Source organism: Rhizobacter sp. Root404, from assembly GCF_001425865.1.
In the GTDB taxonomy this organism is placed as follows: Bacteria; Pseudomonadota; Gammaproteobacteria; order Burkholderiales; family Burkholderiaceae_C; genus LMDS01.
The window spans coordinates 746,823-771,197 of sequence record NZ_LMDS01000001.1 but is presented as its reverse complement, the minus strand read 5'-3'; the positions used below and the strand labels follow the sequence as shown (position 1 = coordinate 771,197).

The 24,375-nt window shown below is 70.2% G+C and carries 27 protein-coding genes; 14 read left to right on the top strand and 13 right to left on the bottom strand.

Annotation, left to right across the window (positions count from 1 at the left end; genetic code table 11):
• Positions 1-34 precede the first annotated feature (34 nt).
• From ASC76_RS03465 to ASC76_RS03415, 11 genes are all read left to right on the top strand, one after another.
• On the top strand, positions 35-1,855 hold the full coding sequence (locus ASC76_RS03465; RefSeq protein WP_056462371.1) for a methanol/ethanol family PQQ-dependent dehydrogenase: 1,821 nt from the start codon (positions 35-37) through the stop codon (positions 1,853-1,855).
• Between the two features lie 116 nt (positions 1,856-1,971).
• Positions 1,972-2,382: a cytochrome c gene (locus ASC76_RS03460; RefSeq protein ID WP_056462368.1), complete on the top strand. Its 411-nt coding sequence runs from the start codon at positions 1,972-1,974 to the stop codon at positions 2,380-2,382.
• Entirely contained in the window at positions 2,379-3,233 is an 855-nt protein-coding gene (locus tag ASC76_RS03455) for a quinoprotein dehydrogenase-associated putative ABC transporter substrate-binding protein (protein ID WP_056462364.1), read from the top strand. Before ASC76_RS03460 ends, ASC76_RS03455 begins: the two co-directional genes overlap by 4 nt.
• A gap of 4 nt (positions 3,234-3,237) precedes the next feature.
• Positions 3,238-3,936: a hypothetical protein gene (locus ASC76_RS03450; protein ID WP_200947091.1), complete on the top strand. Its 699-nt coding sequence runs from the start codon at positions 3,238-3,240 to the stop codon at positions 3,934-3,936.
• Between the two features lie 33 nt (positions 3,937-3,969).
• Positions 3,970-4,329, top strand: coding sequence for a hypothetical protein (locus tag ASC76_RS03445; RefSeq protein ID WP_056462357.1), 360 nt, complete (start codon positions 3,970-3,972; stop codon positions 4,327-4,329).
• A 7-nt stretch (positions 4,330-4,336) separates the two neighbouring features.
• Positions 4,337-5,188: a quinoprotein dehydrogenase-associated SoxYZ-like carrier gene (locus tag ASC76_RS03440; protein WP_082548680.1), complete on the top strand. Its 852-nt coding sequence runs from the start codon at positions 4,337-4,339 to the stop codon at positions 5,186-5,188.
• A gap of 4 nt (positions 5,189-5,192) precedes the next feature.
• Entirely contained in the window at positions 5,193-6,164 is a 972-nt protein-coding gene (locus tag ASC76_RS03435) for a YncE family protein (protein ID WP_056462354.1), read from the top strand.
• A 30-nt stretch (positions 6,165-6,194) separates the two neighbouring features.
• Positions 6,195-6,743 carry an SRPBCC family protein gene (locus ASC76_RS03430; RefSeq protein ID WP_056462351.1) on the top strand — a complete coding sequence of 183 codons (549 nt, stop codon included), beginning with the start codon at positions 6,195-6,197 and terminating at the stop codon, positions 6,741-6,743.
• A gap of 8 nt (positions 6,744-6,751) precedes the next feature.
• The gene (locus ASC76_RS03425) at positions 6,752-7,705 is read left to right on the top strand and encodes an MBL fold metallo-hydrolase (protein ID WP_056462348.1); all 954 of its coding nucleotides are present in this window, start codon (positions 6,752-6,754) and stop codon (positions 7,703-7,705) included.
• Positions 7,706-7,725: 20 nt separating this feature from the next.
• Entirely contained in the window at positions 7,726-8,574 is an 849-nt protein-coding gene (locus ASC76_RS03420; RefSeq protein ID WP_082548679.1) for a quinoprotein dehydrogenase-associated SoxYZ-like carrier, read from the top strand.
• Positions 8,571-9,107 (top strand): thioredoxin family protein, encoded by a 537-nt coding sequence (locus ASC76_RS03415; protein ID WP_157615243.1) that lies wholly within the window; start codon positions 8,571-8,573, stop codon positions 9,105-9,107. The genes ASC76_RS03420 and ASC76_RS03415 overlap by 4 nt, the downstream gene beginning before the upstream one ends.
• Positions 9,108-9,117: 10 nt before the next feature.
• Here the strand turns inward: ASC76_RS03415 and pqqE are convergent, their stop codons facing one another.
• Genes pqqE through pqqA form a run of 5 tightly spaced genes read right to left on the bottom strand, consistent with a single transcriptional unit; the run spans position 9,118 to position 12,295 of the window.
• Complete coding sequence (gene pqqE, locus ASC76_RS03410) at positions 9,118-10,233, bottom strand: pyrroloquinoline quinone biosynthesis protein PqqE (protein WP_056462342.1); 1,116 nt, start codon at positions 10,231-10,233, stop codon at positions 9,118-9,120.
• Positions 10,230-10,508 carry a pyrroloquinoline quinone biosynthesis peptide chaperone PqqD gene (gene pqqD, locus ASC76_RS03405; RefSeq protein ID WP_056462340.1) on the bottom strand — a complete coding sequence of 93 codons (279 nt, stop codon included), beginning with the start codon at positions 10,506-10,508 and terminating at the stop codon, positions 10,230-10,232. Before pqqD ends, pqqE begins: the two co-directional genes overlap by 4 nt.
• Positions 10,505-11,263, bottom strand: coding sequence for a pyrroloquinoline-quinone synthase PqqC (gene pqqC / locus ASC76_RS03400; protein ID WP_056462337.1), 759 nt, complete (start codon positions 11,261-11,263; stop codon positions 10,505-10,507). The genes pqqD and pqqC overlap by 4 nt, the downstream gene beginning before the upstream one ends.
• A 7-nt stretch (positions 11,264-11,270) precedes the next feature.
• A complete protein-coding gene (gene pqqB, locus ASC76_RS03395) occupies positions 11,271-12,191 on the bottom strand; it encodes a pyrroloquinoline quinone biosynthesis protein PqqB (protein ID WP_056462334.1) in 921 nt (306 codons plus the stop codon).
• Positions 12,192-12,220: 29 nt separating this feature from the next.
• Positions 12,221-12,295, bottom strand: coding sequence for a pyrroloquinoline quinone precursor peptide PqqA (gene pqqA / locus ASC76_RS24250; protein WP_082548750.1), 75 nt, complete (start codon positions 12,293-12,295; stop codon positions 12,221-12,223).
• A gap of 206 nt (positions 12,296-12,501) precedes the next feature.
• On the opposite strand from pqqA, the gene ASC76_RS03390 reads away from it, so the two are divergent.
• The 3 genes from ASC76_RS03390 to ASC76_RS03380 all read left to right on the top strand — a co-directional run bounded on the left by ASC76_RS03390 (position 12,502) and on the right by ASC76_RS03380 (position 15,310).
• Complete coding sequence (locus ASC76_RS03390; RefSeq protein WP_235580327.1) at positions 12,502-13,881, top strand: ATP-binding protein; 1,380 nt, start codon at positions 12,502-12,504, stop codon at positions 13,879-13,881.
• Positions 13,878-14,507, top strand: a complete 630-nt coding sequence (locus ASC76_RS03385) for a response regulator transcription factor (protein ID WP_056462330.1) — start codon at positions 13,878-13,880, stop codon at positions 14,505-14,507. The genes ASC76_RS03390 and ASC76_RS03385 overlap by 4 nt, the downstream gene beginning before the upstream one ends.
• A gap of 107 nt (positions 14,508-14,614) precedes the next feature.
• Complete coding sequence (locus ASC76_RS03380) at positions 14,615-15,310, top strand: M48 family metalloprotease (protein ID WP_056462328.1); 696 nt, start codon at positions 14,615-14,617, stop codon at positions 15,308-15,310.
• Here ASC76_RS03380 and ASC76_RS03375 read toward each other — a convergent pair.
• The 8 genes from ASC76_RS03375 to ASC76_RS03340 form a co-directional block, all read right to left on the bottom strand.
• The gene (locus tag ASC76_RS03375) at positions 15,259-16,356 is read right to left on the bottom strand and encodes a methyl-accepting chemotaxis protein (protein ID WP_235580326.1); all 1,098 of its coding nucleotides are present in this window, start codon (positions 16,354-16,356) and stop codon (positions 15,259-15,261) included. The two genes, ASC76_RS03380 and ASC76_RS03375, sit on opposite strands and share 52 nt — an antisense overlap.
• Before the next feature lie 161 nt (positions 16,357-16,517).
• Positions 16,518-17,198: an HAD family phosphatase gene (locus ASC76_RS03370; protein WP_056462320.1), complete on the bottom strand. Its 681-nt coding sequence runs from the start codon at positions 17,196-17,198 to the stop codon at positions 16,518-16,520.
• Entirely contained in the window at positions 17,195-19,015 is a 1,821-nt protein-coding gene (gene pabB, locus ASC76_RS03365; RefSeq protein WP_056462317.1) for an aminodeoxychorismate synthase component I, read from the bottom strand. The genes ASC76_RS03370 and pabB overlap by 4 nt, the downstream gene beginning before the upstream one ends.
• 7 nt (positions 19,016-19,022) lie before the next feature.
• Complete coding sequence (gene fae, locus ASC76_RS03360; RefSeq protein ID WP_056462314.1) at positions 19,023-19,556, bottom strand: formaldehyde-activating enzyme; 534 nt, start codon at positions 19,554-19,556, stop codon at positions 19,023-19,025.
• Between the two features lie 62 nt (positions 19,557-19,618).
• Positions 19,619-20,440 (bottom strand): formylmethanofuran dehydrogenase subunit C, encoded by an 822-nt coding sequence (locus tag ASC76_RS03355; protein ID WP_056462311.1) that lies wholly within the window; start codon positions 20,438-20,440, stop codon positions 19,619-19,621.
• Positions 20,437-21,360, bottom strand: coding sequence for a formylmethanofuran--tetrahydromethanopterin N-formyltransferase (fhcD, locus tag ASC76_RS03350; protein ID WP_056462308.1), 924 nt, complete (start codon positions 21,358-21,360; stop codon positions 20,437-20,439). Before fhcD ends, ASC76_RS03355 begins: the two co-directional genes overlap by 4 nt.
• On the bottom strand, positions 21,357-23,039 hold the full coding sequence (locus ASC76_RS03345) for a formylmethanofuran dehydrogenase subunit A (protein ID WP_056462306.1): 1,683 nt from the start codon (positions 23,037-23,039) through the stop codon (positions 21,357-21,359). The genes fhcD and ASC76_RS03345 overlap by 4 nt, the downstream gene beginning before the upstream one ends.
• Complete coding sequence (locus ASC76_RS03340) at positions 23,036-24,298, bottom strand: hypothetical protein (protein WP_056462303.1); 1,263 nt, start codon at positions 24,296-24,298, stop codon at positions 23,036-23,038. Before ASC76_RS03340 ends, ASC76_RS03345 begins: the two co-directional genes overlap by 4 nt.
• Positions 24,299-24,375: the final 77 nt, after the last annotated feature.

Sequence of the window (24,375 nt, the reverse complement as noted above, 5' to 3'; positions counted from 1 at the left end):
CACCACAGACCACCTTAAAAGCAAGGAGACATCAATGAGAGTTTCTCGACAATCGAGCGCGAGACTGGTCCGCCAGTTCGGGCTGGCGTTGCTCGCTGTACCGGCGTTGGCGCTCGCCAACGCCGATGTGGAGAAGAACATCGCCAACACCGGGAACTGGGCGATGCAGGCGGGGGACATGTACAACCAGCGCTACTCGCAGCTCAAGCAGATCAACACCTCCAACGTCGGCAAGATGCAGGTGGCCTGGACCTTCTCGACCGGCGTGCTGCGCGGCCACGAAGGCTCGCCGCTGGTGATCGACGGCATGATGTACATGACCTCGCCGTTCCCGAACAAGGTGTACGCGGTCAACCTCGACAACCAGCAGATCGTCTGGAAGTACGAGCCCAAGCAGGACCCGGCCGTGATCCCGCAGATGTGCTGCGACACGGTCAACCGCGGCGTCGCGTATGCCGAGGGCAAGGTCATCCTGCAGCAGGCCGACAGCACGCTGGTGGCGCTGGATTCCAAGACCGGCAAGGTGGTCTGGAGCGTCAAGAACGGCGATCCGAAGCTCGGCGCCGTCAACACCAACGCACCGCACATCTTCAAGGACAAGGTCATCACCGGCATCAGCGGTGGCGAGTGGGGAGTGCGCGGCTTCATCGCGGCGTACAACCTGTCCGACGGCAAGCTGGCCTGGAAGGGCTACAGCGTCGGTCCCGACGCCGAGATGCTGATCGACCCGGCCAAGACGATGACCTGGACCGACGGCAAGATGGCGCCGGTCGGCGCCGACTCCTCGCTGAAGACCTGGAAGGGCGATCAGTGGAAGACCGGCGGCGGCACGACCTGGGGCTGGTACAGCTACGACAAGGCGCTGAACCTGATGTACTACGGCACCGGCAACCCGTCGACCTGGAACCCGGCGCAGCGCCCCGGCGACAACAAGTGGTCGATGACCATCTTCGCGCGTGACGTCGACACCGGCATGGCCAAGTGGGTCTACCAGATGACGCCGTACGACGAGTGGGACTTCGACGGCATCAACGAGATGATCCTGGCCGACATCGACGTCAAGGGCAAGCCGACCAAGGCGCTGGTGCACTTCGACCGCAACGGCTTCGCCTACACGATGGACCGCGTGACCGGTGCCCTGCTCGTCGCCGAGAAGTACGACCCGCAGGTCAACTGGGCCACCCACGTCGACATGAAGACGGGTCGTCCGCAGGTGGTCGCGAAGTACTCGACCGCCAAGGGCGGGCCTGATGTCAACACCAAGGGCATCTGCCCGGCGGCGCTCGGCAGCAAGGACCAGCAACCGGCCTCGTTCGATCCGGAGACCAAGCTCTTCTACGTGCCGACGAACCACGTCTGCATGGACTACGAGCCGTTCAAGGTCGAGTACACCGCGGGCCAGCCGTACGTCGGCGCGACGCTGTCGATGTTCCCGGCGCCGGGCAGCCACGGCGGCATGGGCAACTACATCACCTGGAACGCCAGCACCGGCAAAATCGTGCAGAGCCACGCCGAGAAGTTCTCGGTCTGGAGCGGCGCGCTCAACACCGCGGGCGGGATCTCCTGCTACGGCACGCTCGAGGGCTACCTGAAGTGTGTCGACAAGAAGGACATCAACAAGGAGCTCTTCAAGTTCAAGACCCCGTCGGGCATCATCGGCAACGTGTTCTCGTACATGCACAAGGGCAAGCAGTACATCGGCGTATTCTCGGGCATCGGCGGCTGGGCCGGCATCGGCATGGCCGCAGGTCTCGAGAAAGACCAGGATGGCCTGGGTGCCGTGGGCGGCTACCGCGATCTGGCGAAGTACACCGAACTGGGTGGCTCGCTGACCGTGTTCGCGTTGCCGAACTGATCACGTCTCGATAACAACGCAGCCGCGATCGATCGCGGCGCCTGAGGGAACCGGGGGGACGGCATTCGTTGGGAAGGCCGTCCCCGCTTTTTCAATCTCGATCTCTCACTCATCCCATGAAGATTTCCAAGACCCTCTGCTCGTTGTTGCTCGCCGTTCCGGCCATCGCCGCGGTCGCCCAGGCGACGCCGTCCGCCAAACCCGGCGCCGCGCCCTACACCGTCGTCGACGGCTACAAGGTCGACGCGAACACGCTGCAGGGATTCAAGACCTGGCGTTCCGCCGCCTGCGACCGCTGCCACGGCGCGAACCAGGAAGGCCTGGTCGGCCCGTCGCTGATCACCAGCCTGAAGACGCTGTCGAAGGACGAGTTCGTCAAGACGGTCACCAGCGGCCGCCCGAACACCCAGATGGTCGCGTTCTCCGGCAACGCCGAGGTGATGAAGAACCTCGACAACCTCTACGCCTACCTGAAGGGCCGCTCCGACGGCGCCATCACCAAGGCGCGCGTCGAGGCCGCGCAATGAAATCGGCGGCACTGGCGCTGGCGTGCGCGCTGGTGTCGGTCTGCCCGCTGGCGGGAGCGCAGGACGCGCCGCCGAAACGCACCGAACTGCGGGTCTGCCAGGACCCGAACAACCTGCCGTTCTCCAACACCAAGGGCGAGGGCATCGAGAACCGCATCGCCGAGGTGTTCGGCAAGGCGCTGAACCTGCCGGTCACCTACTACTCGTTCCCGCAGCGCCTCGCGTTCATCCGCAACACGCTGCGCTACAAGCTGCCGGGGCAGGACTACCCGTGCGACATCGTGATCGGCGTGCCGGTCGGCTTCGACGAAGGCGTGTCCGTCACCAAGCCGTACTACCGGTCGACCTACGCGCTGGTGTTCGCGAAAGGCAAGGGGCTGGACAACGTCGCCACGGTGCAGGATTTCCTCGCGCTCGAGCCGGCCAGGCTGCGCGCGATGCGCATCGGCATCTACGACCGATCGCCGGCCTCGGAATGGCTGTCGAAGCACCAGCTGCTCGAAAGCGGCGTGCCCTACCCGATCATGAACCCGAACCCGCAGCAGTACCCGGGCGAGATCATCGAGAAGGACCTGGCCAGCGGCAAGCTCGACGCGGCCATCGTCTGGGGCCCGATCGCCGGCTATTTCGCGCAGCGCGTGAAGACGCCGCAACTGGTGGTGCTGCCGCTCAAGTCGGAGCCCGGCGTCAAGCTCGACTACCAGATGGCGATGGGCGTGCGCTACGGCGAACGTGAATGGAAGCAGCAGGTCGAGGGCCTGCTCGAATCGCGCCAGGCCGACATCCAGGCCATCCTGAAGGAATACGGCGTGCCCCTGGTCGACGCCTCCTATGCCGCACCGAAGAACTGAGCACGTGACCCTCGCAACGCTGGCGGCGCTCGGGCTGACGCTGGCGATGGCGACCGCGCGGGCGGACGAGCCGGCCAAGGACTTCTCGCCCGCCGAGCGCGCGCTGTTCATGACCGATCAGTTCGCGAAACTGCGCCCGCCGATGACGCTGCGCTACCAGTTCCGGCGCAGCGGCAGCCTGGAGCCGGCATTCGACGACAAGGTCACGATCGCGCTGAAGCCGCAGGCCAGCGGCAAGTGCTGCGACGCCAGCGGCGAGTTCCTGAGCGGCGAGCGCAAGATCGAACTGCCGCCGGTCGAAGGCGCCTCGGGCAATCCGGTCACGCTGTTCTTCCTCGAGCGCGAGATCCGCGAGATGGAGCGGCTGACCAAGGGCAAGGCCGCCTATTTCCGCAAGCGCATCCGGATGGCGGTCTACAAGGGCGCCCAGCAGCGCGACGTGACGCTGCGCTACCGCGGCAAGTCGGTGGCCGGCCAGGAGTTCACGATCACGCCGTATGTCGACGACCCGAACCGCCCGCGTTTCGAACGGCTGGCGAACAAGCGCTACGTGTTCACGCTGTCCGATGCGGTGCCGGGCGGCATCTACGCGATCCGCGCCCAGGTCGCCGACACGGCCAACGGCGCCGCGGCCTCGCCGCTGCTCGCCGAAGAACTGCTGATCGAGGGCGCCGACAGCGCCCCTGCCAGGGCCGGGACCTGACGCCGCCGCCCCTCCACGTTTGCGGATACCTCCATGAAACCCTTCGCCCTGCGTTCCTCGATGCTCGCCGCCCTGGTGCTCGCCGCCGGTGCCGCGCACGCGAACGACTTCCCGACCGTCGCCCGCGTGCTCTACGTCGAGGACTGCATCCGTGCCCACCCGGGCCCGTATTTCGAGATGGTCAACAAGTGCTCGTGCGCGGCCGACGCCTTCGCGGCCGAGGTCAGGTACGACGAGTACACGACCATGCAGACCATCAGCAACGGCATGTCGATCGGCGGCGAGCGCGGCAACTCGATCCGCGACACGCCCACGCTGCAGCCCGAGCTCAAGAAGTACCGCGAGCTGCAGGCCAAGGTGAAGAAGGGCTGCTTCATCAACGACGCGAAGTAGGCCCGCGATGAACGCCCAGCTCGCTCGACGCAAGGTCACGGTGGCCGGCACGGCGCTGGCGGTCGGGGCCGCGCTCGGGTTGCCGCGCGGCGCCGGCGCGCAGATCAAGTCGGGCGACAACCCGGAGGCCAGCGAGATCTGGCAGAAGGTGCGGGCCAGCCTGTTCGAGCGGCGCCCGATCGAGAACGTCGGCGACGACGTGCTGCGGCTCGACGCCCCGATCCGCGCCGCCGATGCCGCGGTCGTGCCGATCGCGATGCAGGCGCGCCTGCCGCACACCGCGTCGAACTTCGTCGCCAAGCTCTACCTCGTGATCGACAGCAACCCGTCGCCGATCGCCGCGATCTTCACGTTCACGCCGCAGAGCGGCAGGGCCGACATCGAGACCCGCGTGCGCGTCGACGAGTACAGCTTCGTGCGGGCCATCGCCGAAACGAACGACGGCCGCCTGCTGATGCGCACCCGCTTCGTCAAGGCCTCGGGCGGCTGCTCGGCGCCACCGGGCAAGGATGCGCAGGCTGCGCTCGCCTCGCTCGGCAAGATCGTGATGAAGGTCGACGGTGAGGTGGTCGCCGGCAAGCCGGCCCTGGTGCAGCTGTTGATCAGCCACCCGAACGACTCGGGCATGGCGATGGACCAGCTGACGCGCCAGTACACGCCGCGCCGCTTCGTGCGAACGGTCAACGTCGCCTACGCCGGCGCCCCGGTGCTCTCGGCCGACCTCGACTTCGCGATCAGCGAGAACCCGAACCTGCGCTTCTACTTCGTGCCGCGCGGCCCGGGCCGGCTGACCGCCGAGGTGGTCGACAGCAACCTCGCCGCGTGGAAGAGCAGCGTTGACGTCACGCCGGGCGCCTGAGCCGATGCGCGCCTGGGCCCGCGCAGGCATCGCGTTGCTGGCCGGCGCGCTGGCGGCCGGCGCCGCCGCGGCGGCGCCGTTCGCGTACATCACCAACCAGGGCAGCCACGACGTCTCCGTGATCGACCTGGCGGCGCAGAAGGTCGTGGCGACCGTGCCGGTCGGGCGCGCGCCGGCCGGCGTCGTCGCGGCGAGCCGCACCGGTCGGGTCTACGTCTCGAACCCCGACAGCAAGAGCATCTCGGTCATCGACATGCACACCCAACGCGTTGTCGCGACGCTGCCGGCCGGCAGCGGCCCGGTCGGCATCGACGCCTCGCCCGACGGGACGCGCCTCTATGTCGCCGACTGGTACGCGAACCAGCTGCTGGCCTTCGACGCCGCGACGGCCAGCGCGCTGCCGCCGGTCGCGCTCGGCCGCGCGCCGGCGGGCGTCGCGGTCGATGCGGCGGGCGCAACCGTGTACGTGGCCGAACGCGACGACGACAGCGTCGCCGCCGTCGACGTCGCGACCGGCCGCGTGCGCGCCCGCGTGAAGGTCGGCACGCACCCGTTCGCGCTGCTGCTCGATGCACGCCGCGAGCGCCTGTATGCGTTGAACGTCCTCAGCGACGACGTCTCGGTCGTCGACACCCGTTCGGGCCGCGACCTCGCGGTGATCGCGACGGTCAAGGTCGGCAAGGCGCCGTACGGGGCGGCGCTCGCGAACGCCGGCGCCCTGCTCTACGTGACCAACCAGCACGACGACAGCGTCAGCGTCGTCGATGCCGAACGGCTCGCCACCGTGCGCACGTTGCCCGGCTTCGGCTACCCCGAGGGAGTGGCCGCGCACGGCGACCGGGTCTACGTCGTCAACTGGATGGACGACGACGTGAGCGTGCTCGACGCCACGAGCGGCCGCACCCTCACCCGCATCGCGACCGGCAAGAACAGCCGCGGCTTCGGCGCCTTCATCGGCGCGCCGGACCCGCCCTGAGATTCCCACGACAACAAGGAGATGTCCCGCATGCTCAACAGACTCACTGCCGGCTGGTGGCCTCGGCTGTTGACCGTCCTCGCGCTGGGCGCGCTCGTCGCGTGGCCGGCGCAAGCCCACGGCCCGACGCGCCAGAAGGTCGTCGAGACGATCACGATCGACGCGCCCGCCGCGACGGTGTGGGCCAGGATCAAGAACTTCGACGCGCTGAAGGACTGGCACCCGGCCGTCGCGACCAGCCCCGCCGACAAGGGAAATGCGGAAGGCTCGGTGCGCCAGGTCGGCCTGAAGGGGGGCGGCGCGCTGGTCGAGTCGCTGGAACGCTACGACGACGCCGCGATGCGCTACAGCTACCGCGCCAAGGACGGCGGCGCGCTGCCGGTCACGAACTACACCTCGACGATCAGCGTCAGCGGCACCGGCGCCACCGCGACGGTCGAGTGGCGCGGGGCGTTCTACCGCGCCTACCCGAACAACGATCCGCCGCCCGACAAGAACGACGAGGCCGCGGTGAAGGCCGTGACCGGCGTCTATCAAAGCGGGCTGGCGAACCTGAAGAAGCTCGTCGAAGGCAAGTAGCGGCCGCCATGCGTTCATTGCGACAGACGACCGCACGCTGGCTCGCCGCCGCGTTCCTGGCGGGTGCGGCGCTGGCGGTGCAGGCGGCCGACCCCGCGCCGATCGAGCTCGCCGCCGGCGTCTACATGGTGCCCGGCACCGGTGGCGAACCCGACCCGGCCAACCTCGGGCGCACCGGCAATGCCGGCTTCATCGTCGGGCCGCGCGGCGTGCTGGCGATCGACACCGGCACCTCGTACCGCCACGGCCAGGCGCTGCTCGCGGCAATCCGCGGCGTCACCGACCAGCCGGTGCGGCTGGCGATCGTGACCCACACCCGCCAGGAGTTCCTGTTCGGCGCCGCCGCGTTCCGCGAGCAGAAGATCCCGGTCGCGATGCACCAGGCCGCAGCGGACCTGATGGCCACGCGCTGCGACACCTGCCTGAAGACCCTACGCTCCCTGCTCGGCGAGGACGCGATGCAGGGCAGCGCGATGTTCACGCCCGACATCGTCTTCACCGACCCGCTCGCGCTCGACGCCGCGGCGCTGATCGGGCGCCCGATCCAGTTGCTGCATTACGGCCACTCCAGCGGCCCGGGCGATATCGCGGTCTACGACCCGCGCACCCGCACGCTGTTCGCCGGCGGGCTGCTCGAGGCGCGGCGCATCCCCGACGTCGGCGACAGCGACCTGCCGCGCTGGCGGGAGGCGCTGCGCAACCTGCAGGCGCTGCCGGTCGAGGTGATCGTGCCCGGCCACGGCCCGGCCGGCGACAAGCGCCTCATCACGCAGGTGGAACGCTACCTGGATCAGCTGACCGCCCGTGCGCGGGCGCTGGTGAACGCCGGCGCGCCGCTGAGCGAAGTGGCCGACGCGACCGCCATGCCCGAGTTCGCGACATGGGATCAGTACGAGACCACCCACCGCCGCAACGCCGCCATCGTCTACTTGCGCTACGAGCGCGAGCAACTCGTCAAATAGCCGCGCCGGGAGACCGAGTCATGTCCACCACCACGCCCCGTTCCACGCTGCTTCGGCGCCGCCGCTTCATGCTCGGCGCAGGCGCGCTGCCGCTCGCCGCCACGCCGCTGGCGCGCGCCGCGATCGGCGGCCTGCCGAGCAACACCGGCCACGGCGACCTGTCGCCCGAATGGGAGGTCCTGCGCGGCCGCATCTTCGGCGGCACGCCGATCACTGTCGGCGCCGGGCGCGTCCAGCTGATCGCGCCGCTGCGCGCGCCGTACGGCGCCTCGGTGCCGGTCAAGATCGTCTCGCTGCTGCCGCAGACGCCGGCGTTGTACGTGAAGCGCATGCACCTGCTGGTCGACAAGAACCCGTCCCCCCTGGCCGCGACGCTGGAGCTGACGCCCGAAGTCGGACAGGCGGATTTCGAGACGCGGCTGCGGGTCGACGAATACAGCCACGTGCGGGTCGTCAGCGAGCTCTCCAACGGCGAGCTGCACATGGACTCGCGCTACGTGAAGACCTCCGGCGGCTGCTCGGCGCCGCCGAACCGCGATTCGCCGGAGCTGATCGGCAAGACCATCCTGAAGCTGCCGGCCCCGCCGACCATGGGCGCGCCGACCACCGTCGATCTGACGGTGCTGCACCCGAACGACACCGGCTTCGAGCTGAACAACGTGACGGTGATGTACATCCCGTCGTACTTCGTGCGCACGATCGCGGTCAGCTATGCGGGCCGTCGGATCTTCGACGCCGACCTCGACTTCTCGATCAGCGAGAACCCGAGCTGGCGCTTCAACTTCGTGCCGCACGGGCCGGGCGAGTTGCGCGCCGAGGTCGCGGACTCGAAGGAGAAGCACTACACCGGGTCGCTGCGGGTCGGATGATGACGCCCCGACGCTTCGCCGGCGCCGTCGTGGCCGCCACCCTGATCGCGCTGGCCGGCGCGGCGCACGCACTGGGCATCCCGCCGGCCTACACGCCGCTGATCGTCGAGCCGGTCGTCGCCCCTGGCCGCGCCGAGTTCGACCTCGGCCCGGCGCTGGCGCGCGCCAAGCGCGAGAACAAGCGTCTGTACGTCTACCTCGGCGCGAGCGACTGCCCGTACTGCCGGCGCTACGAGAACTTCCTGGCCAAGAACTCGGGCGAGCTGGTGCAGCACTTCAAGCCGTGGATCGTGGTCGACCTGCGCAGCGCGCTGATGAACACCGCCAACCAGCTGTTCTTCCGCGTCGGCGACACCTCGCTGAACTACACCGAGTTCCAGCGCTCGATCGGCGACCAGCGGGTGCGCATGCTGGTCTATCCGAGCGTCTGGCTGTTCGACCCGCAGATGAAGCCGCTGATGCAGATGCCGGCCGGCACCGGTACCTTCGAGACCGTCGACGAGCAGTTGGAGATCCTGAACCTCGTCCAGTAGCGGCTGCGCGCTACGACGGCACCGCGCTCAGACGGCGCGAGTTCTTCGGGTCGCGGAATACCAGCGGGTGTTCGACCACCCCGGCCTCGGCGCGCGCCACGGCGTCGAGCACCACACCGTGCTGCGGGCTCTTCACGCACACCGGGTCGGCGGCAGCGGGGTCGTTGGCAAGCATGTACGCCTGGCAGCGGCAGCCGCCCAGGTCCTCCTCGCGGTGTTCGCAGCTCGAACAGGGCTCCTTCATCCAGCCGGTGCCGCGGTAGCGGTTGAAGCCTTCGGAGTCGAACCAGATCTCGCGCACCGAGTGCTCGCGCACGTTCGGGAATGCCAGGCCCGGCAGCATCTTCGCGGTGTGGCACGGCAGCGCGGTGCCGTCCGGCGTGACGGTCAGGAACATGCTGCCCCACCCGTTCACGCACTTTTTCGCCTGGCCCTCGTGGTAGTCGGGCGCGACGAAGAACAGGCGCATCGCGTCGCCCAGCTTCGCGCGCCAGGCGTCGGCGACGCGTTCCGCATGCTGCAGTTGCGCACGTGTCGGCAGCAGCGCGTCGCGGTTGTGCAAGGCCCAGGAGTAGTACTGCGTGTTCGCGAGCTCGAGGTACTCGGCGCCGAACTCGGCGGCCATGCCGATGATGCGGTCGATGTGGTCGATGTTCAGGCGGTGCAGCACCACGTTCATCACCATCGGCCAGCCCTGGTCCTTGATGATCCGGGCGACCCGGTTCTTCAACTCGAAGGTCTTGGTGTGCGAGAGGAAGTCGTTCATCTCGCGGGTCGAGTCCTGGAACGACAGCTGCACGTGGTCGAGCCCGGCGGCCTTCAGCGCACGGGCGCGCTCCACCGTCAGCCCCACGCCCGAGGTCAGCAGGTTGGTGTAGTAGCCCAGGCGCCGCGCCTCGGCGACGATCACTTCCAGGTCGTCGCGCAGCAGCGGCTCSCCGCCGGACAGGCCGCACTGCACCGCGCCGAGTTCGCGGCCCTCGCGCAGCACGCGCAGCCAGTCGTCGGTCGAGAGTTCCTCGGGCTGGGTCGCGAAGTCGATCGGGTTGTAGCAGAAGACGCAGTGCAGCGGACAGCGGTAGGTCAGCTCCGCCAGCAACCACAGCGGCGGCCCGGGAGGATTCATTCCCACGTCAGCCACTTCTGCCGGCCGGCGATCTCGACGAACGACAGCACCTCCGGTTGCAGCCCCGACGCGTTGAACGCCGTCTCCAGCTCGCCGACGATCGCAGCAAGGCTGCGCGCGCCGTCGCAGCGGACCATGATCTCGCCGGCGCTGCCGTTGAGCTTGACCATGCCCTCGGGGTACAGCAGTACGTGGCAGTTCTGTGCAGGCTCCCATTGCAGCCGGAAGCCGCTGCCCAGGCGCGGGCAGATGGAGGTGGCGAGCGCCCCGTTCATGCCGCCGCCCCCACGCCGTACTTCAATGCGATCGCGTCGTTCATCGTCCACAGGATGTCGAGCTTGAACTGCAGAACCTCGAGCGCGCGTTCCTGAGCGGGGCGGGTCGTGAAGTGCGCGAGCGTGACCGCCAGGCCCTGCTCCACGTCGCGCCGCGCCTGGCTGACCCGGCTGCGGAAGTAGTTCAGGCCCTCGGGCTCGATCCACGGGTAGTGCTCGGGCCAGGTCGCCAGGCGCTGCTTGTGGATCTCGGGCGCGAACAGCTCGGTCAGCGACGAGCACACCGCTTCCTGCCACGGCGCGCGGCGCGCGAAGTTGACATACGCGTCGACCGCGAAGCGCACGCCCGGCGTCACGTGGCGCAGGTCGGTGACCTCCTCGCGGGTCAGCCCCACCGCCTCGGCCAACCGCAGCCAGGCCTCGATGCCGCCGGCATCGCGCACGCCGTTCAGCTCGAAGCCGTCGTGGTCGAGGATGCGTTGCACCCAGCCGCGGCGCACGGCGGCGTCGGGACAATTCGACAGCACGGCCGCGTCCTTGATCGGGATCGCGATCTGGTAGTAGTAGCGGTTCGCGACCCAGCCCCGCACCTGCTCGCGGCTGGCGCGGCCGCCGTTCAACATCAGGTTGTACGGGTGGTGGATGTGGTACGCGCGGCCTCGCTCGCGCAGTTGCGCCTCGAACTCGCCGATGTCCCAGGCGGGCTCGGTCGACGCAACGGGGTCGGGTCGCGCTTGCAGGATCTCGGGTTTCATCGCGGGCTCAGAGTGGGATCAGCATCCCGTCCTCGCAGACCTCGATGCGCTCGCGCGTCAGCAGCGCGCGCTCGTCGGAGTCCTCGTCGAGGATCGGGTTGGTGTTGTTGATGTGGATCAGGCAGCGCCGCGTGCGCGCCGGCAGCTTCGCGAGCCACTCGATCATCCCGCCGGGGCCGGACTGCGGCAGGTGGCCGATCGAGCGTGCGGTCTTGTGGCCGATGCCCAGCCGCGGCATCTCGTCGTCGGTCCAGAACGTGCCGTCGACCAGCACCGCGTCGGCGCCGGCCATCGCGTCGAACACCGGCGGCGTGATCGCGCCGAGCCCGGGCGCGTAGAACGCGGTCGCGCCGCTGGCCAGGTCGGTGATCAGCATGCCGATGTTGTCGCCGTCCACCGGCTGCTCGCGGTGCGGCGAGTACGGCGCCGGCTTGCTCGACAACGCAAGCGCGCGAAAGCTCAACCCCTCGACGCCCGGCACGCGGAAGGCCGTGCCGTCCAGGCCGATGCGGTGCCGATCGACGCCGCAGTAGTGACCGAGCACGCGCAGGATCGGGTTGCCCTGGGTCAGGTCGTCGTGGACCGGGTCGGTGCACCACAGCGGCAGCGGCGTGCCGCGCTCGCGCAGCATGAACAGGCCGGTGGCATGGTCGACCTGGCCGTCCATCAGCACGACGCCGGCGATCGCGGTGTCGCGCAACGCGCGCGCGGGTTGCAGCTCGGGGCGGGCGCGGATCTGTTCGAGGAGGTCCGGCGAGGCATTGAACAACACGCCGTCGGCCGATTTATCGGGCCGCACGAAGATCGACGACTGCGTGCGCGGCTTGCAGCGAACACTGCCCGCGCGTACGCCCGCGCAGTTGCGGCAGTTGCAGTTCCACTGCGGGAAGCCGCCGCCGGCCGCGGAGCCGAGCACGCTGATGCGCATGATTGGTCTCCGGGCCGGCGGCGTGGGGATCAGCGGGCGCTGACGTACATCGTGATTTCGAAGCCGAAGCGGAAGTCACAGGCGGTCGGGGTGGTCCATTGCATGGCGAGTCTCCTGAAGTGAACGACACACGCAAGCCGGTTGGCCTGCGCAGGGACGCGTCTGTCGCATCCCGCAGTGCATCGTCCCCCGCGCGACGGGCGCGGGCCAGCGGTCCGACCATGAATCGGACCTCATGATTTTCATGATTCGCACCGCGGGTCGTCCCCCGGCGCCCGGCCGCGGGCAGGCGCCTCGCTACCATCGGCGCGTGAAGACCGATTCCATGACGCTGCGCCTGAAGATCAACCTGATCGTCGGCGCGCTGACGGTCCTGTTCGTCGCGGCGATGCTGGCGCTGCAGCTGCGCAGCATGCGCGAGTCGGTGCAGGAGGAGGTGGTGGCCGCGAACCGCGTCGCCACCCAGCTGCTCAGCCGCAATGCGTGGCTGTACGCGGCACAAGGCACGCCGGCGATGCTGGCCTACCTGCAGGGCATCGGCCGCGTCCGCTCGAACGACATCGTGTTGTACGACGCCGAAGGCCAGGTGCTTTACCGCTCGCCCGCGTCGACCTACAAGGCCGGCCGCGATGCGCCGGACTGGTTCGAGCGGGTGATGGCGCCGGAACCGCTGGTGCAATCGATCGCGTTTCCGGGCGGCAAGCTGGTGACGCAGTCCAACGCGACGCGCGCGGTGCTCGATGCCTGGGACTACCTGCTGGTGCTCGGCGCCGGCGGCGCGGTGCTGCTGGGCGTCGTCAACGCGCTGGTGTTCTGGCTGGTCGGGCGCGCGGTTCGGCCGTTCGGCCGGATCGTCGGTGCGCTGGAGGACCTGGAAGCCGGCCGCTTCGACGCCGTGCTGCCGCCGCTGCCCGGCACCGAGGCGGCGCTGATCGGCGCGGCATTCAACCGCATGGTCGGTCGCCTGCGCCAGAACCTCGAGACCGAACGGCGCGCGGCGCTGGCCGAGGCTCGCCTGTCGGACAGCCGCGAACTGGCGCGCTGGATCGAACGCCAGCTCGAACAGGAGCGGCGGCTGATCGCGCACGAGTTGCACGACGAGCTCGGCCAGTCCGTGACCGCGATGCACAGCATGGCGGTCTCGATCACGCAACGCGTGCGCGGGCTCGACCCGCAGGCCGAACAGGCGGCGCGCACGATCGCCGACGAATCGTCGCGGCTCTATCAGGCCATGCACGGGATGATCCCGCGCCTGGCGCCGCTGGTGCTGGACAACCTGGGCCTGACCGACGCGCTCGCCGATCTCGTCGAGCGCACCCGGCGCAGCCATCCGGACGTGGCGGTCGAACTGGAGGTCGCGCTCGGCGACGCGACGCTCGCGCCCGACACCGCGCTGGCGTTCTACCGCGGCGCGCAGGAAGGCATGACCAATGCGCTGCGCCACGGGCGCGCCGCGCACATCGCCATCGCGCTGAAGCAGGCCGGCGACGAGGCGACGTTGACCGTCACCGACGACGGCCAGGGCCTGCCGGCGGAGGTGCAGCCCGCCGGCCACCATGGCCTGCGCTGGCTCGCCGAGCGCAGCGAGGGCCTGGGCGGTAGCGTGCGCGTGTCGAACCGCGCGCCGCGCGGCGTCGTGCTCGCCGTGCGGCTGCCGCTGGCGCAGGACGTGGAGGCGACCGCACGATGATCCGCGTGATGCTGGTCGACGACCACGCGCTGGTGCGCATGGGCTTTCGCATGCTGCTGGCCGATGCGCAGGTCGAGGTCGTCGCCGAGGCCGACACCGGCGAGCAGGCCTGCGCCGATTACCCGCGCGTCCAGCCGGACGTGGTCGTGATGGACCTGTCGATGCCCGGCATGGGCGGGCTCGAGGCGGTGCGGCGCCTGCTCGCGCAGGACCCGAAGGCGCGCATCCTGGTGCTGTCCGCGCACGAGGACACCGCACACCCGCGCCGCGTGCTGCGCGCCGGTGCGCTCGGCTATCTGGCCAAGCGCAGCGCGCCCGAGGCGCTGATCGCCGCGGTGACCTCGGTCGCCGCGAACAGGCCGTACGTCGACGCGCACACCGCGCAGGCGCTGGCCGTCGCCGAGGTCAACGGCGAGGCCAGCCCGGCCGACACCTTGAGCGAGCGCGAGTTCTCGGTTTTCGTGCAACTGGCGCGCGGCCTCAGCGTTGCGCAGATCGCCGAGAACCTGAAGCTGTCGCCTAGCACGGTCGGCACGCACCTGTTCCACGTCAAGCAGAAACTCGGCGCCGGCAATCAGTCTGAATTGACCCTGGTGGCGCTCCGCTGGGGTTTGATAGAAGCTTGAGGCTTGGACGCGGTGCGGCCGATGTGCGGGTAAACCCGCGAATCTGGCACGGTTGTTGCACCGCACAACCCTCGACGGCCAGGCGATCCTGGTCGGGAGCGTCTGACATGCACCGGTGGATCATCACTCTCTCGCTGCTGCTCGCCGTCCCGTTCGCCCGTGGCGAGGAAGGGATCGTCGCGGTGCTCGCCCGGTCGCAGCTGGCCCGGCTGGACGCGACCGCCGCCGCCGATCCGGCCGGGGCCCGCGCACAGACGGTGCGCCACAGCTTCGACGACCTGGTGCGCGCGCTGGCGATCCAGCCGCCGGCCGAGCTGCGGGTGATCCGGGGCGAGACGCTCGCCGAATCGCTGCAGGGCCACATCGTGCTGGCCAACGAGCGCCTCGCCGAGCTGAACGAAGGGGAAAGGCTGTTCATCCTCGCCCACGAGCTCGGCCACATCGCGCTGCACCACTGGGCGCAGACCGAACAGCTCTACCTGAAGTGGGTGCCCGGCGCCGTCACGCCGCAGCAGACCGAGCCGGTGGCCGCGATGCTCGGCCGCGATGCCTCCGGCCAGGCACACCGCCACGAGCTGGAGGCCGATGCGTTCGCGCTGCACGCCCTGCGTGCGCTCGGGCGCGACACCCACGACGCGTTCAGCGTCTTCATGCACCTGGGCGTGACCCGCGACACGCCCACCCACCCAGGCACGCGCAAGCGTCTGGCCTCGCTGCGGGCGGCCGAGGCGGCCCTGACCGGTGCCGTTGCTCAGCCGGCGACGCGGAACGAGCCCATCGAGTCGGTCAAGCGCGTCGACTGACCCTGCAGCGATTGCGCGGCGGCGGCCAGCTGCTCGACCAGCGCGGCGTTCTGCTGCGTCATCGTGTCGATCTGCGCGATCGCCTGGTGGACCTGCTGGATGCCGCTGCTTTGCGACTGGCCGGCATCGGCGATGTCGGTGATCAGGCGCGACACGTGGTTCACGCTGTCGAGGATCTCCTGCATCGTGCGGCCGGCATCGTCGACCAGCTTCGAACCGGCCTCGACCTTCTGGGTCGAGTCGTCGATCAGCGTCTTGATCTCGCGCGCTGCGGTCGAGCTGCGCTGCGCCAGGCCGCGCACCTCGGACGCCACGACCGCGAAGCCGCGCCCGTGTTCGCCGGCGCGGGCCGCCTCGACCGCGGCGTTGAGCGCGAGGATGTTGGTCTGGAACGCGATGCCGTCGATCACGCCGATGATCTCGGAGATCTTGCTCGCGCTGCCGTTGATTTCGGCCATGCGCCCGATCACGTCGCGCATCGTCTTCTCGCCGCGCGCCGCGACCTCGCTCGACTGCGTGACGACCTGACGCGCCTCGTTCGTGCTCCGGGCGTTGCTCTGCACCGTGGTGGCGAGCTGCTCCATCGAGCTGGCCGTCTGCTGCAGCGCGGTCGCCTGGTTCTCGGTGCGGGTGGACAGATCGAGGTTGCCGCTGGCGATCTCCTCCGACGCCGTGTTCACGTGGACCACGGTCTCGCGCACGTCGAGCACCATCTTGCGCAGCTTCTTGCGCATCGAGTTCAGCTCGGCCCGCAGCCAGGAGACTTCGTCCTTGCCGGGCGATTCGATCTTGGTCTCGAGATCGCCGCCGGCAATGCGGATCACGCACTGCACGGTGGGCTCGACGGAATCCCGGACACTGCCGCGGATGGCCCACATCGCGGCGAGCGCGAACAGGCAGCCCGTGGCGGCGATCCCGCCCAGCAGCCAGGTCGCGGTGGCGGCCGGGACGCCGCCGCGCAGCGCCCAGACGGCCATGACCCCCAACCCGGCCGTGGTCACGGCGCAGGCGCCGAAACCGATCGTGACCCGGCGCACCAGGCTCACTCTGCGTATCCAATCCATGAAGGGTCTCTCCGGTAGAACAGGCCCTGCGCACCCAACGCGGCGGCAGTCGCCATGAAGACTGGCCGGAATATCGGCAGGCAGGCACCGAGTTGAATACCCCGGCCGGCCCGGCGGACAAATCAACTGTCAAATAAGGTGAACTAAACCGCGTCGACGATCCGCCAGCCTCGGTCCTGCGCGTGCGCCCGCAGCCGCGCGTCCGGACGCACGGCGACCGGATCGGACACCGCCGCGAGCAGCGGCAGGTCGCTGACGGAGTCGGAATAGAACCAGCTGCGCTCGAACCCCTCGAGGGCGATCGCGTCGCCGGGCGATCGCTGCCCGAGCCACTGCCGCACGCGCGTGACCTTGTGCTCGCGGAAGCACGGCAGGCCGTCGATCGCGCCGGTCAGCGCGCCGGTGGGCGATCCGTCGGCCGTGGCCGCCTCGGTGGCGAGCACGTGCGGCACGTCGAACAGCCGCGCACACGGCTCGGCGATGAAGCGCGTGGTCGCGGTGACGATCGCGCAGAGGTCGCCGGCGTCCCGGTGGCCCCGCACCAGCGCGCGCATCGCTGCGGGCACGCGCGGGTGCAGCGCCTGCTCGAACTCGCCGCTCCACCGGGCCAGTTCGGCGCGCGGCACGCTGGCCAGCGGCGCGACGCTGGCGAAGTGCATCGCGTGGATGTCCAGCGTGCCGGCGACGTACTGGCGGCAATAGTCCAGGTAGACGGCCTCGGCATCGGCGGGTAGTACGCCGCGCGCGACCAGGAACTGCGTCCACGCCATCCCGCTGTCGAACGGGATCAGGGTGTGGTCGAGGTCGAACAGTGCCAGGTTCATCGCGCGATCTCCGCCGGGAGCGCGCCGCGCAGCGCGTTGCAGACGACGATCGCGTCCGCGCGCGCGAGATCGCCGCGCGTCAGGCTGCGCTCCCGGGCGGCCCAGGCGGGGTCGTCCAGCAGCACCCCGCGCATCACGCCGGGCAACGCGCCGTCGCGCAGCGGCGGCGTGCACCACTCGCCATCGAGACGCGCGAACACGCTGCTTCGGCCGCCTTCGACGAGCCGGCCGGCGGTGTCGAAGAACAGGCTGTCGAACGCGCCGACGGCTTCGGCGGCGCGCACGCCGGCGTCGTAGGCGCCGCGCAGCGTGGTCTTGTGGGCGGCGAGCGGGTTCGATTCGGGCAGCGGCGTGCTCGCGATCAGCAGGCGGACCGGGCCGGGCGGCCATGCGGACAGCGGCGCGCTCGTCAGCTCGAAGCGGCCGTTGTGCGCGAGCGCGAGGCGCAGCCGCGAAACGGCCGGCGCGCCGAAGGTCGCGAGCGCCGCACGCACCGCCGCCTCGTCGAGCGCGAAGCCGAGCGCCAACGCGCTGTGCGCCAGCCGCGCGAGGTGGCGGTCGAGGTGCCGTACGCCGGGCCCCGGTGCCCAGTGCATCGTCTCGAACAGCTCGAAGCCGGGGTCCAGTCCGGTCAGGAAGCGCGCCTTCACGCGGCACTCGTCGAACTCGTCGTCGGCGCGGCTGTCGATCACGATGCCGGCGCCGACGCCGAGGCGCAGCGGGCGCAGGCCGCACGCTGGCGCTCCCAGCGTCAGCGTGCGGATCGCGACCGACAGGCAGAAGTCGCCGAGGCGCGCCTCGCCGATCGGCGCTTCGACCCAGCCGATCGCGCCGCAGTACAGGCCGCGCGGGGTGGTCTCCAACTGCGCGATCAGCCCCATCGTGTGGTGCTTGGGCGCGCCGGTGATCGAGCCGCACGGGAACACCGCGCGCAGCAGCTCGGGCATGCCGACCTCCGGGCGGACCTGCGCCTCGATCGTCGAGGTCATCTGGAACACGGTCGAGTACGGCTCGATCGCGAACAGCGCCGGCACCCGCACCGTCCCGGTCCGCGCGAGCCGGCCGAGGTCGTTGCGCAACAGGTCGACGATCATCAGGTTCTCGGCCCGGTTCTTCACGTCGATCGCGAGCAGACGCGCCGATTCGCTGTCGCTCTCCGGCGCCGCGACGCGTGCCGCGGTGCCCTTCATCGGCCGCGCGGTCAGCAGCCCGGCGTCATGGCGCACGAACAGTTCCGGCGAACACGACAGCACGTGCGTGACCGTGCCGCCGGCCGGCAGTGCGATCAGCGCGCCGTAGCTCACCGGCTGGCGCGTGCGCAGCGCGCGGTACAGCGCGATCGGCGAGCCGTACGCGGCCCCGTCGAGCCGGTAGGTGTAGTTGACCTGGTAGGTCTCGCCATTGCGGATCGCCTCATGGATCGCGGCGATCGCGCGGGTGAACTCGGCGCGATCGACGCTGGATTCGAGGTTCATCACGCCGGCCGGTGCGTCGACGCCGCAATCGTCGCGCGCGGCCAGCCACGCATCGACCTCGTCGCGCGCCATCCGCCGCAGCGTGCGGAACATCAGCACGCGCAGCGCCGAGCCCGCATCGCCGGCGCGCACGCCGGCCTTCAGCAGCTTGGCGCCCCATTCGTAATCGGCCAGCACCACCGCATGCAGGCCGGCGCGCTGGTCGGCGTCCACCTGGGCCCACACGGCCTCCAGATCGGCCGGGGCGAGGCAACGGTGCTCGCGCTCGAAGCCTTCGTAGAGGCGGCTGAGCGGCCGCGCGTGCGTGGCGTCGCGGTCGTCGAGCAGCGCGAAACAGTCCACGGTCGGTTCAGGACCAGTCGTCCATGTCGTGCTTGATCCGGTGGCGGTTGGCGATCAGTTCGTCGATCGACGGCTCGTTGTTCAGCGCGCGGCGGATCGCCAGCCTGGTCGCCTCGTGGTTGGTGCGGTACATGTCCTTCTTGTCGAGGTTCGGGTCCTTCGCGCAGCGCGGGTCGATCCAGACCAGGCTGATGATGCACAGCTCGTTCGCGATGGCGCGCGGGATCGTGCCGTCGATCAGGCAGTCGACCACCGCATCGGCGGTGGCGCTCTGCACGACGCCGCCGAACAGGTCGACGTTGGCCATGTCCTTCAGCGTGACCTTGGGCACGACGATCGTCGCCGGCCGCACCAGCTGGTTGCAGGCACGGATCGCGAACATCGCGGTGTGGCCCTTGCTCTGCGCCATCATGTTGGCGAAGGCCTGGCCGACCGGCCCGCTCGTGCGGCCGATCAGGATCTCCGGCATCGCGTCGGTGAACTGGCCTTCGCGGGCCAGCACGGTCGCCTCGCCGGCGTGGAAGAGGTAGTCGTTGTTCATCGTGGGTCTCTCGTGAAAAAGGAAGATGGGTTCGATGCCGCGCGGCACCTGCGCCCGCGAGCCTATACGGCGACGATCAGTTCGCCGCGGCCGTCCGACGACAGGTCGCCGAGGTGGCGCACGATGCGCCGCGCGGGCAGGCCCGCGAACGGCCCGCCGTGGCGCGCGATGGCGCGGGCCAGCAGTTGCCACGCGACCGCCGCATCCGCCTGCGCCGGCACGAAGGTCGGCGCGATGCGCGGTGCCGCGCCCGCGAAGATCACGCTGCCGCGCCGCATGCCGTAGCCGACATGCGCGCCGCAACTGCCGCCGATCGCGATCGTGCCGGCGACCAGGCGCGACGCGGGGAAATCGCCGACATCGCCGAACACCAGCGCGGTGCCGCGCCGCATGCGGTCGCCGAAGCGGTCGCCGGCGCGGCCGCGAACGATGAACGTGCCGCCGCGCATGCCGTCCATGCTGCCGGGCAGCGTGCTCGCGGCGTGGTCGCCGACGTCGCCGTCGACCGCCAGCATGCCGCCGGCCATCTCGCAGGCGGCGAGCAGCCCGGCATCGCCTTGCACGCGCAGCGCGCCGCCGGTCATGCAGGCACCGACGTAATCGCCCGCCGAGCCCTGGACGAGGATGCTTCCCGCCGCGAGCTGCCAGCCGATGCGGTCGAAGCGCGTGAGGTCGCCGTCGAAGACGAGCTCGTCGTCGCCGCCGTCGGTCGTTTCGCGCGCAACGGCGAAGAACTCGCCCAGCGGCAGCGTCTGCGTGCCGTGCGTCACGGCGAGTTGCTCGATCTGCGCTGGCGCCAGGTCGGCCAGCGCGGTGGGCGTGATCGCGCGAAGATCGACCCGCAGTGGCGGCGACTGCCGGAGCGCCAGTCGCACGCGGCTCATGACCCGGCTCCGTCGAGCAACTTGTGCAGGTGGAAGTGATAGGGCCCGAGCTTGCCGCCGTAGTTGCCTGCGGACACCCGCAGCATGCCGCCCGTCGAACCGATCGCGATGCACGACTGCACGCCCGCCAACATCGCCGCGCCGACGTCGGCCTCGGTCAACCCGTCGATCACGATCTCGAGAACGCAGTGCACCTCCGGTGTCAGCTCGCTCTTCTTCGCCAGGCCATACAGCCCGGGGCAGAACGCGTCGTTGGTCGACGCGCTCAGCGCCGCGTACTTGCTGCCCACCTTCGAGCCGGAGCGCACCACGCCGCCGGGGAACGGCATGATGACATTGGGCAGCCGCTTCATCGCCACGACCGCGGCCTCGGCGGCCGCGAGGGCCGACTCGGTGTCGGTCGCGAGCATCAGCAGGTTGCCGCCGCCGACCGCCTTGGTCACCGCGGTCGTCTCCTGCGCGACGAACTCGCCGTCCATCACCGGCACGCGCCAGTAGCGGATGCCCTCGATCACCTTGCTGATCTGCCAGCCGTCGCCGAAGAAGCGCAGGTTCTTGCCGAGCGCGATGGCTTCGCCTTCGGCCACACCGGCGAACACGGCCGTCGTCGGGCAGGTCAGCACGCACTGGCCGACGCGGCGCTCGACCTGCTTCGCGAGCTCCTTGCCCGACATCGAGAAGATCAGCAGCGCGATGCCGGGCCGGCCGTCGGGCGTCTCGTCGGGCCCGAGCTCGCGCTCGATCCCCGCCTCGCAACCGCAGGCGATGACCGAGGTCGCGAAGCCGCTGGCGCTGACCGCCGCGTGGCGCGCCCAGGTCGGGTTGTGCGCGGTGATCACGAGCCGGGTCGCCTTCATCGGGAAGGCCTCGGCAAAGGTGTCGTCGATCGCGACGCCGTTGAGGACGCGCGCGTCGCTCACGGGCTGACCTCGAAGCACGCGGCGGGCAGCAGGCGCCCGCCGTTGCAGCAGTGGCACAGCTCGTCATGCCCGATCGCGACCTGGTCGAACTGGACCAGCCCGTGGGTCGCGTGGTGCTTGCGCAGCATCGTTTCGATGCCGCGGTCGAACTCGGGGGCGACGAAGTGCGTGCCGCCGGTCGGCACCGCGGTGATGCGGCCGGCGCGGGCGACCAGCGCGCCGTCCTTGAACACGAAGGCGGGCGTCGCGAACATCGCCTCGCGGTTCGCGTCCTCACGGTAGACCGCGATGTCGGCCGCGGCGCCCGCGCCGAGGTGGCCGCGGTCGGTCAGCCCGAGCAGGCGGGCCGGCGCGGCGCGCGTCATGATCGCGATCTCGTACAGCGAGAGTTCGCGCGTGATCGCGTTCAGCGCCGCGTGGGCCGCCACGTCCGGGTGCAGCCTGGCGAGTTGCTCGGCGCGAAAGGTGCGGTCGGTCAGCAGCCGGATCAGGTGCGGGTAGCTGGTGAACGGGCCGCCGTTCGGGTGGTCGGTGGTCAGCACCACACGCCACGGGTCGTTGACCAGCAGGAAGATCTCCAGCCCGATCGCCCACTGCAGCGCGTTGACGAAATTCTGGTCGCGGTAGCGGAACGGCACGACGCCGCAGCCGGCCTCGCATTCGATGTCGGCGCCGATCCACTTGCGCGGGCTTGCGAGGCCCGACTGCGCGTGCTGGCGCATCGTGTCGCCCGAGGCCGTCACGGTCTGCCCGAACATGATCTGGCCGACGTCGATGCTGATGTTCGGATTGGCGTTGACGGCCTCGGCGAGCTGCAACGCGGCCGACGAGAATTTCTTCGGCCCCTCGGTGCCGTAGGCGTGGAACTGGATGTGCGTGAGGTGCGCCGGCAGGCCTTCGAGGGCGGCGATGGTCTCGAGCGTCGATTCGATGTTGCCCGCCACGCCAAGGTTGCTGCCGTGGATGTGCAGCGGGTGCGGCACGCCGAGCTCGCGCAGCGCCTTCGCGAGCGTGTGCACCACCTGGCGCGGTGTGACGCGCCAGTGCACGTGGTCCTCGTCGACATCGAGCTTGCGCTGGTTGAACTTGAAGGCCGAGATGCCGCCCGGGTTAACCACCTTCACGCCCATCGCCTTCGAGGCGTTGATCGTCCAGCCGACGTAATCGCGGATGCGCTGCGGGTCGTCGCCGCGACTCAGCATTTGCAGGAACAGCTCGTCGTTGCCGAGCATCACGTAGGCGCCGTGGTCGAGGATCGGCGTGTCGCCCATCTCCATGTGGGTGTGGCGCGCGTTGCAGGCCATCATCGCCGGCTCGAAGGCGGCCGTGTAACCCATCTCGACATAGCGGTAGCCGGTGGCCAGCGTGCCCGGCGTGCAACCGCCGCAGGAGGCGAGTTCGAGCGGGTTGGTCGGCAACGCGATCGGGTTCGGCCCGGCGCGTTGCATCTCGGGCAGCAGCAGCCGCGCGAGGTTGACCTTGCCGCCGCCGATGTGGGTGTGCATGTCGATGCCGCCGGCCATCACGACGCAGCCGGCGATGTCCAGCTCGTCGGTCGCGGCCTCGTTCGGCGCGAGCGTGACGAGGCGGCCGTCGCGGACGAACAGGTCGCGCACCTCGCCGTCCACACCGTTCGTCGGGTCGATCACGCGCCCGCCGCGCAGTCGCAAGGTCGTCATGCCGCTCCCTCCGGCAGCGCGAGCGTGATGCGCCGCAGCACTTCGGCGACCGTCGGCAGCCCGTCGTCGCGCAGCGCACGCAGCGGCATCAGCACCGAACTGTCGGTGCGGAACAGGTGACCGGCCGTGCCGATGCCAGGCGTCGCGACCGGGATGAAGACGGTGCCACGCAGTTGCGCCGCGCCGGCAAAGGACGGATGGCCGAGCACGATGCGCGGCAGCGCGCCGGCCGGCGGGGCCGGCTCGGTGCCGAAGCTGGCGATCCAGAGCAGCGCGTCGACTGCACCCTCGGCCAGCAGGTGTTGCGCATCGAAGCGCAGCGGTTCGTGCTCCAGCCCCATCGGCGCGGCGCGGCTGCGCAGCGGCAGTCCCGAGAGCCAGGTGAAGACCGCGTTGACCGTCGACGCGCCGTCGCCGCCGCCCAGCGGCAGCGCGGCGGCGCGGCTGCGCTGGTTCAGCGTCGCGACCGTGCGGTTGATCGCCTCGACGATCAGCGCGCCCTGCGCCGGCAATCGCGCCGACTCGTAGGCCAGCACCGCGTAGCGCGCGCCGCGCAGCCGCTCGGCCAGGGCCGCCAGCAGCCCGCCGGCGCCGACGACCGCCCGGCCGGCGACGCAGGCGGCCAGCATCGCGGCGGCGTCGAACAGGTCGCCGTCGAAGCGAACCGTCTCGACACCGGCCGGCGGCGCGTCCGGCACCATGCCGGTCGTGGGCTGCAGCAACACCACCTGCGCCTGACCGCCCTCGCCCACCCCGCAACGCCGCAGGAACTCCGGGTAGCGGGCGCCCGGCCATGTGCCGACGCAGACGATCAGGTCGGCGCGCGTGTGCACTTCCGCCAGCGTGGTCGTGAACGCGCCGCGGTCCTGCATCGCGCGCAGCCCGTGAAACAGCGCGGCGCCGCCGGCCGGGTCGCAGATGGCGCCGGTGCGGCAGGCCAGCGGGTACAGCGCACGGGCACCGGCCACGTCGGTGCCCAGGCCGCCGAACAGCGGCTGGCGGCTCGTCCCCAGCAGGCGCGCGGCCGCGTCGACGGCGGCCTCCAGCGGGCACGCGGCGCCGTCAATGAGCGGTTGGGCGGAGGACAGCGCCAGGGCGTCGAATCGCGCCAGCGCGGCACGGGCGCGGGGACAGTCGCTGCCCTGCAAGGCCCAGCCCTCCGGGCCGCCCGCGACCGCGAAGCGGTCGCACAGCAAGGGGCAGAACGGGCAGGTCCAGGCGGCCGCCACGGGCACGGACGACGATTCGAGGGCAGTCATTCGTCCCTCGGCACGCAAGCGATGTGCCATTCCGGCGCACCGCGGGCGCCAGCCTCGGGCGCGGGCGCAGACGGGCC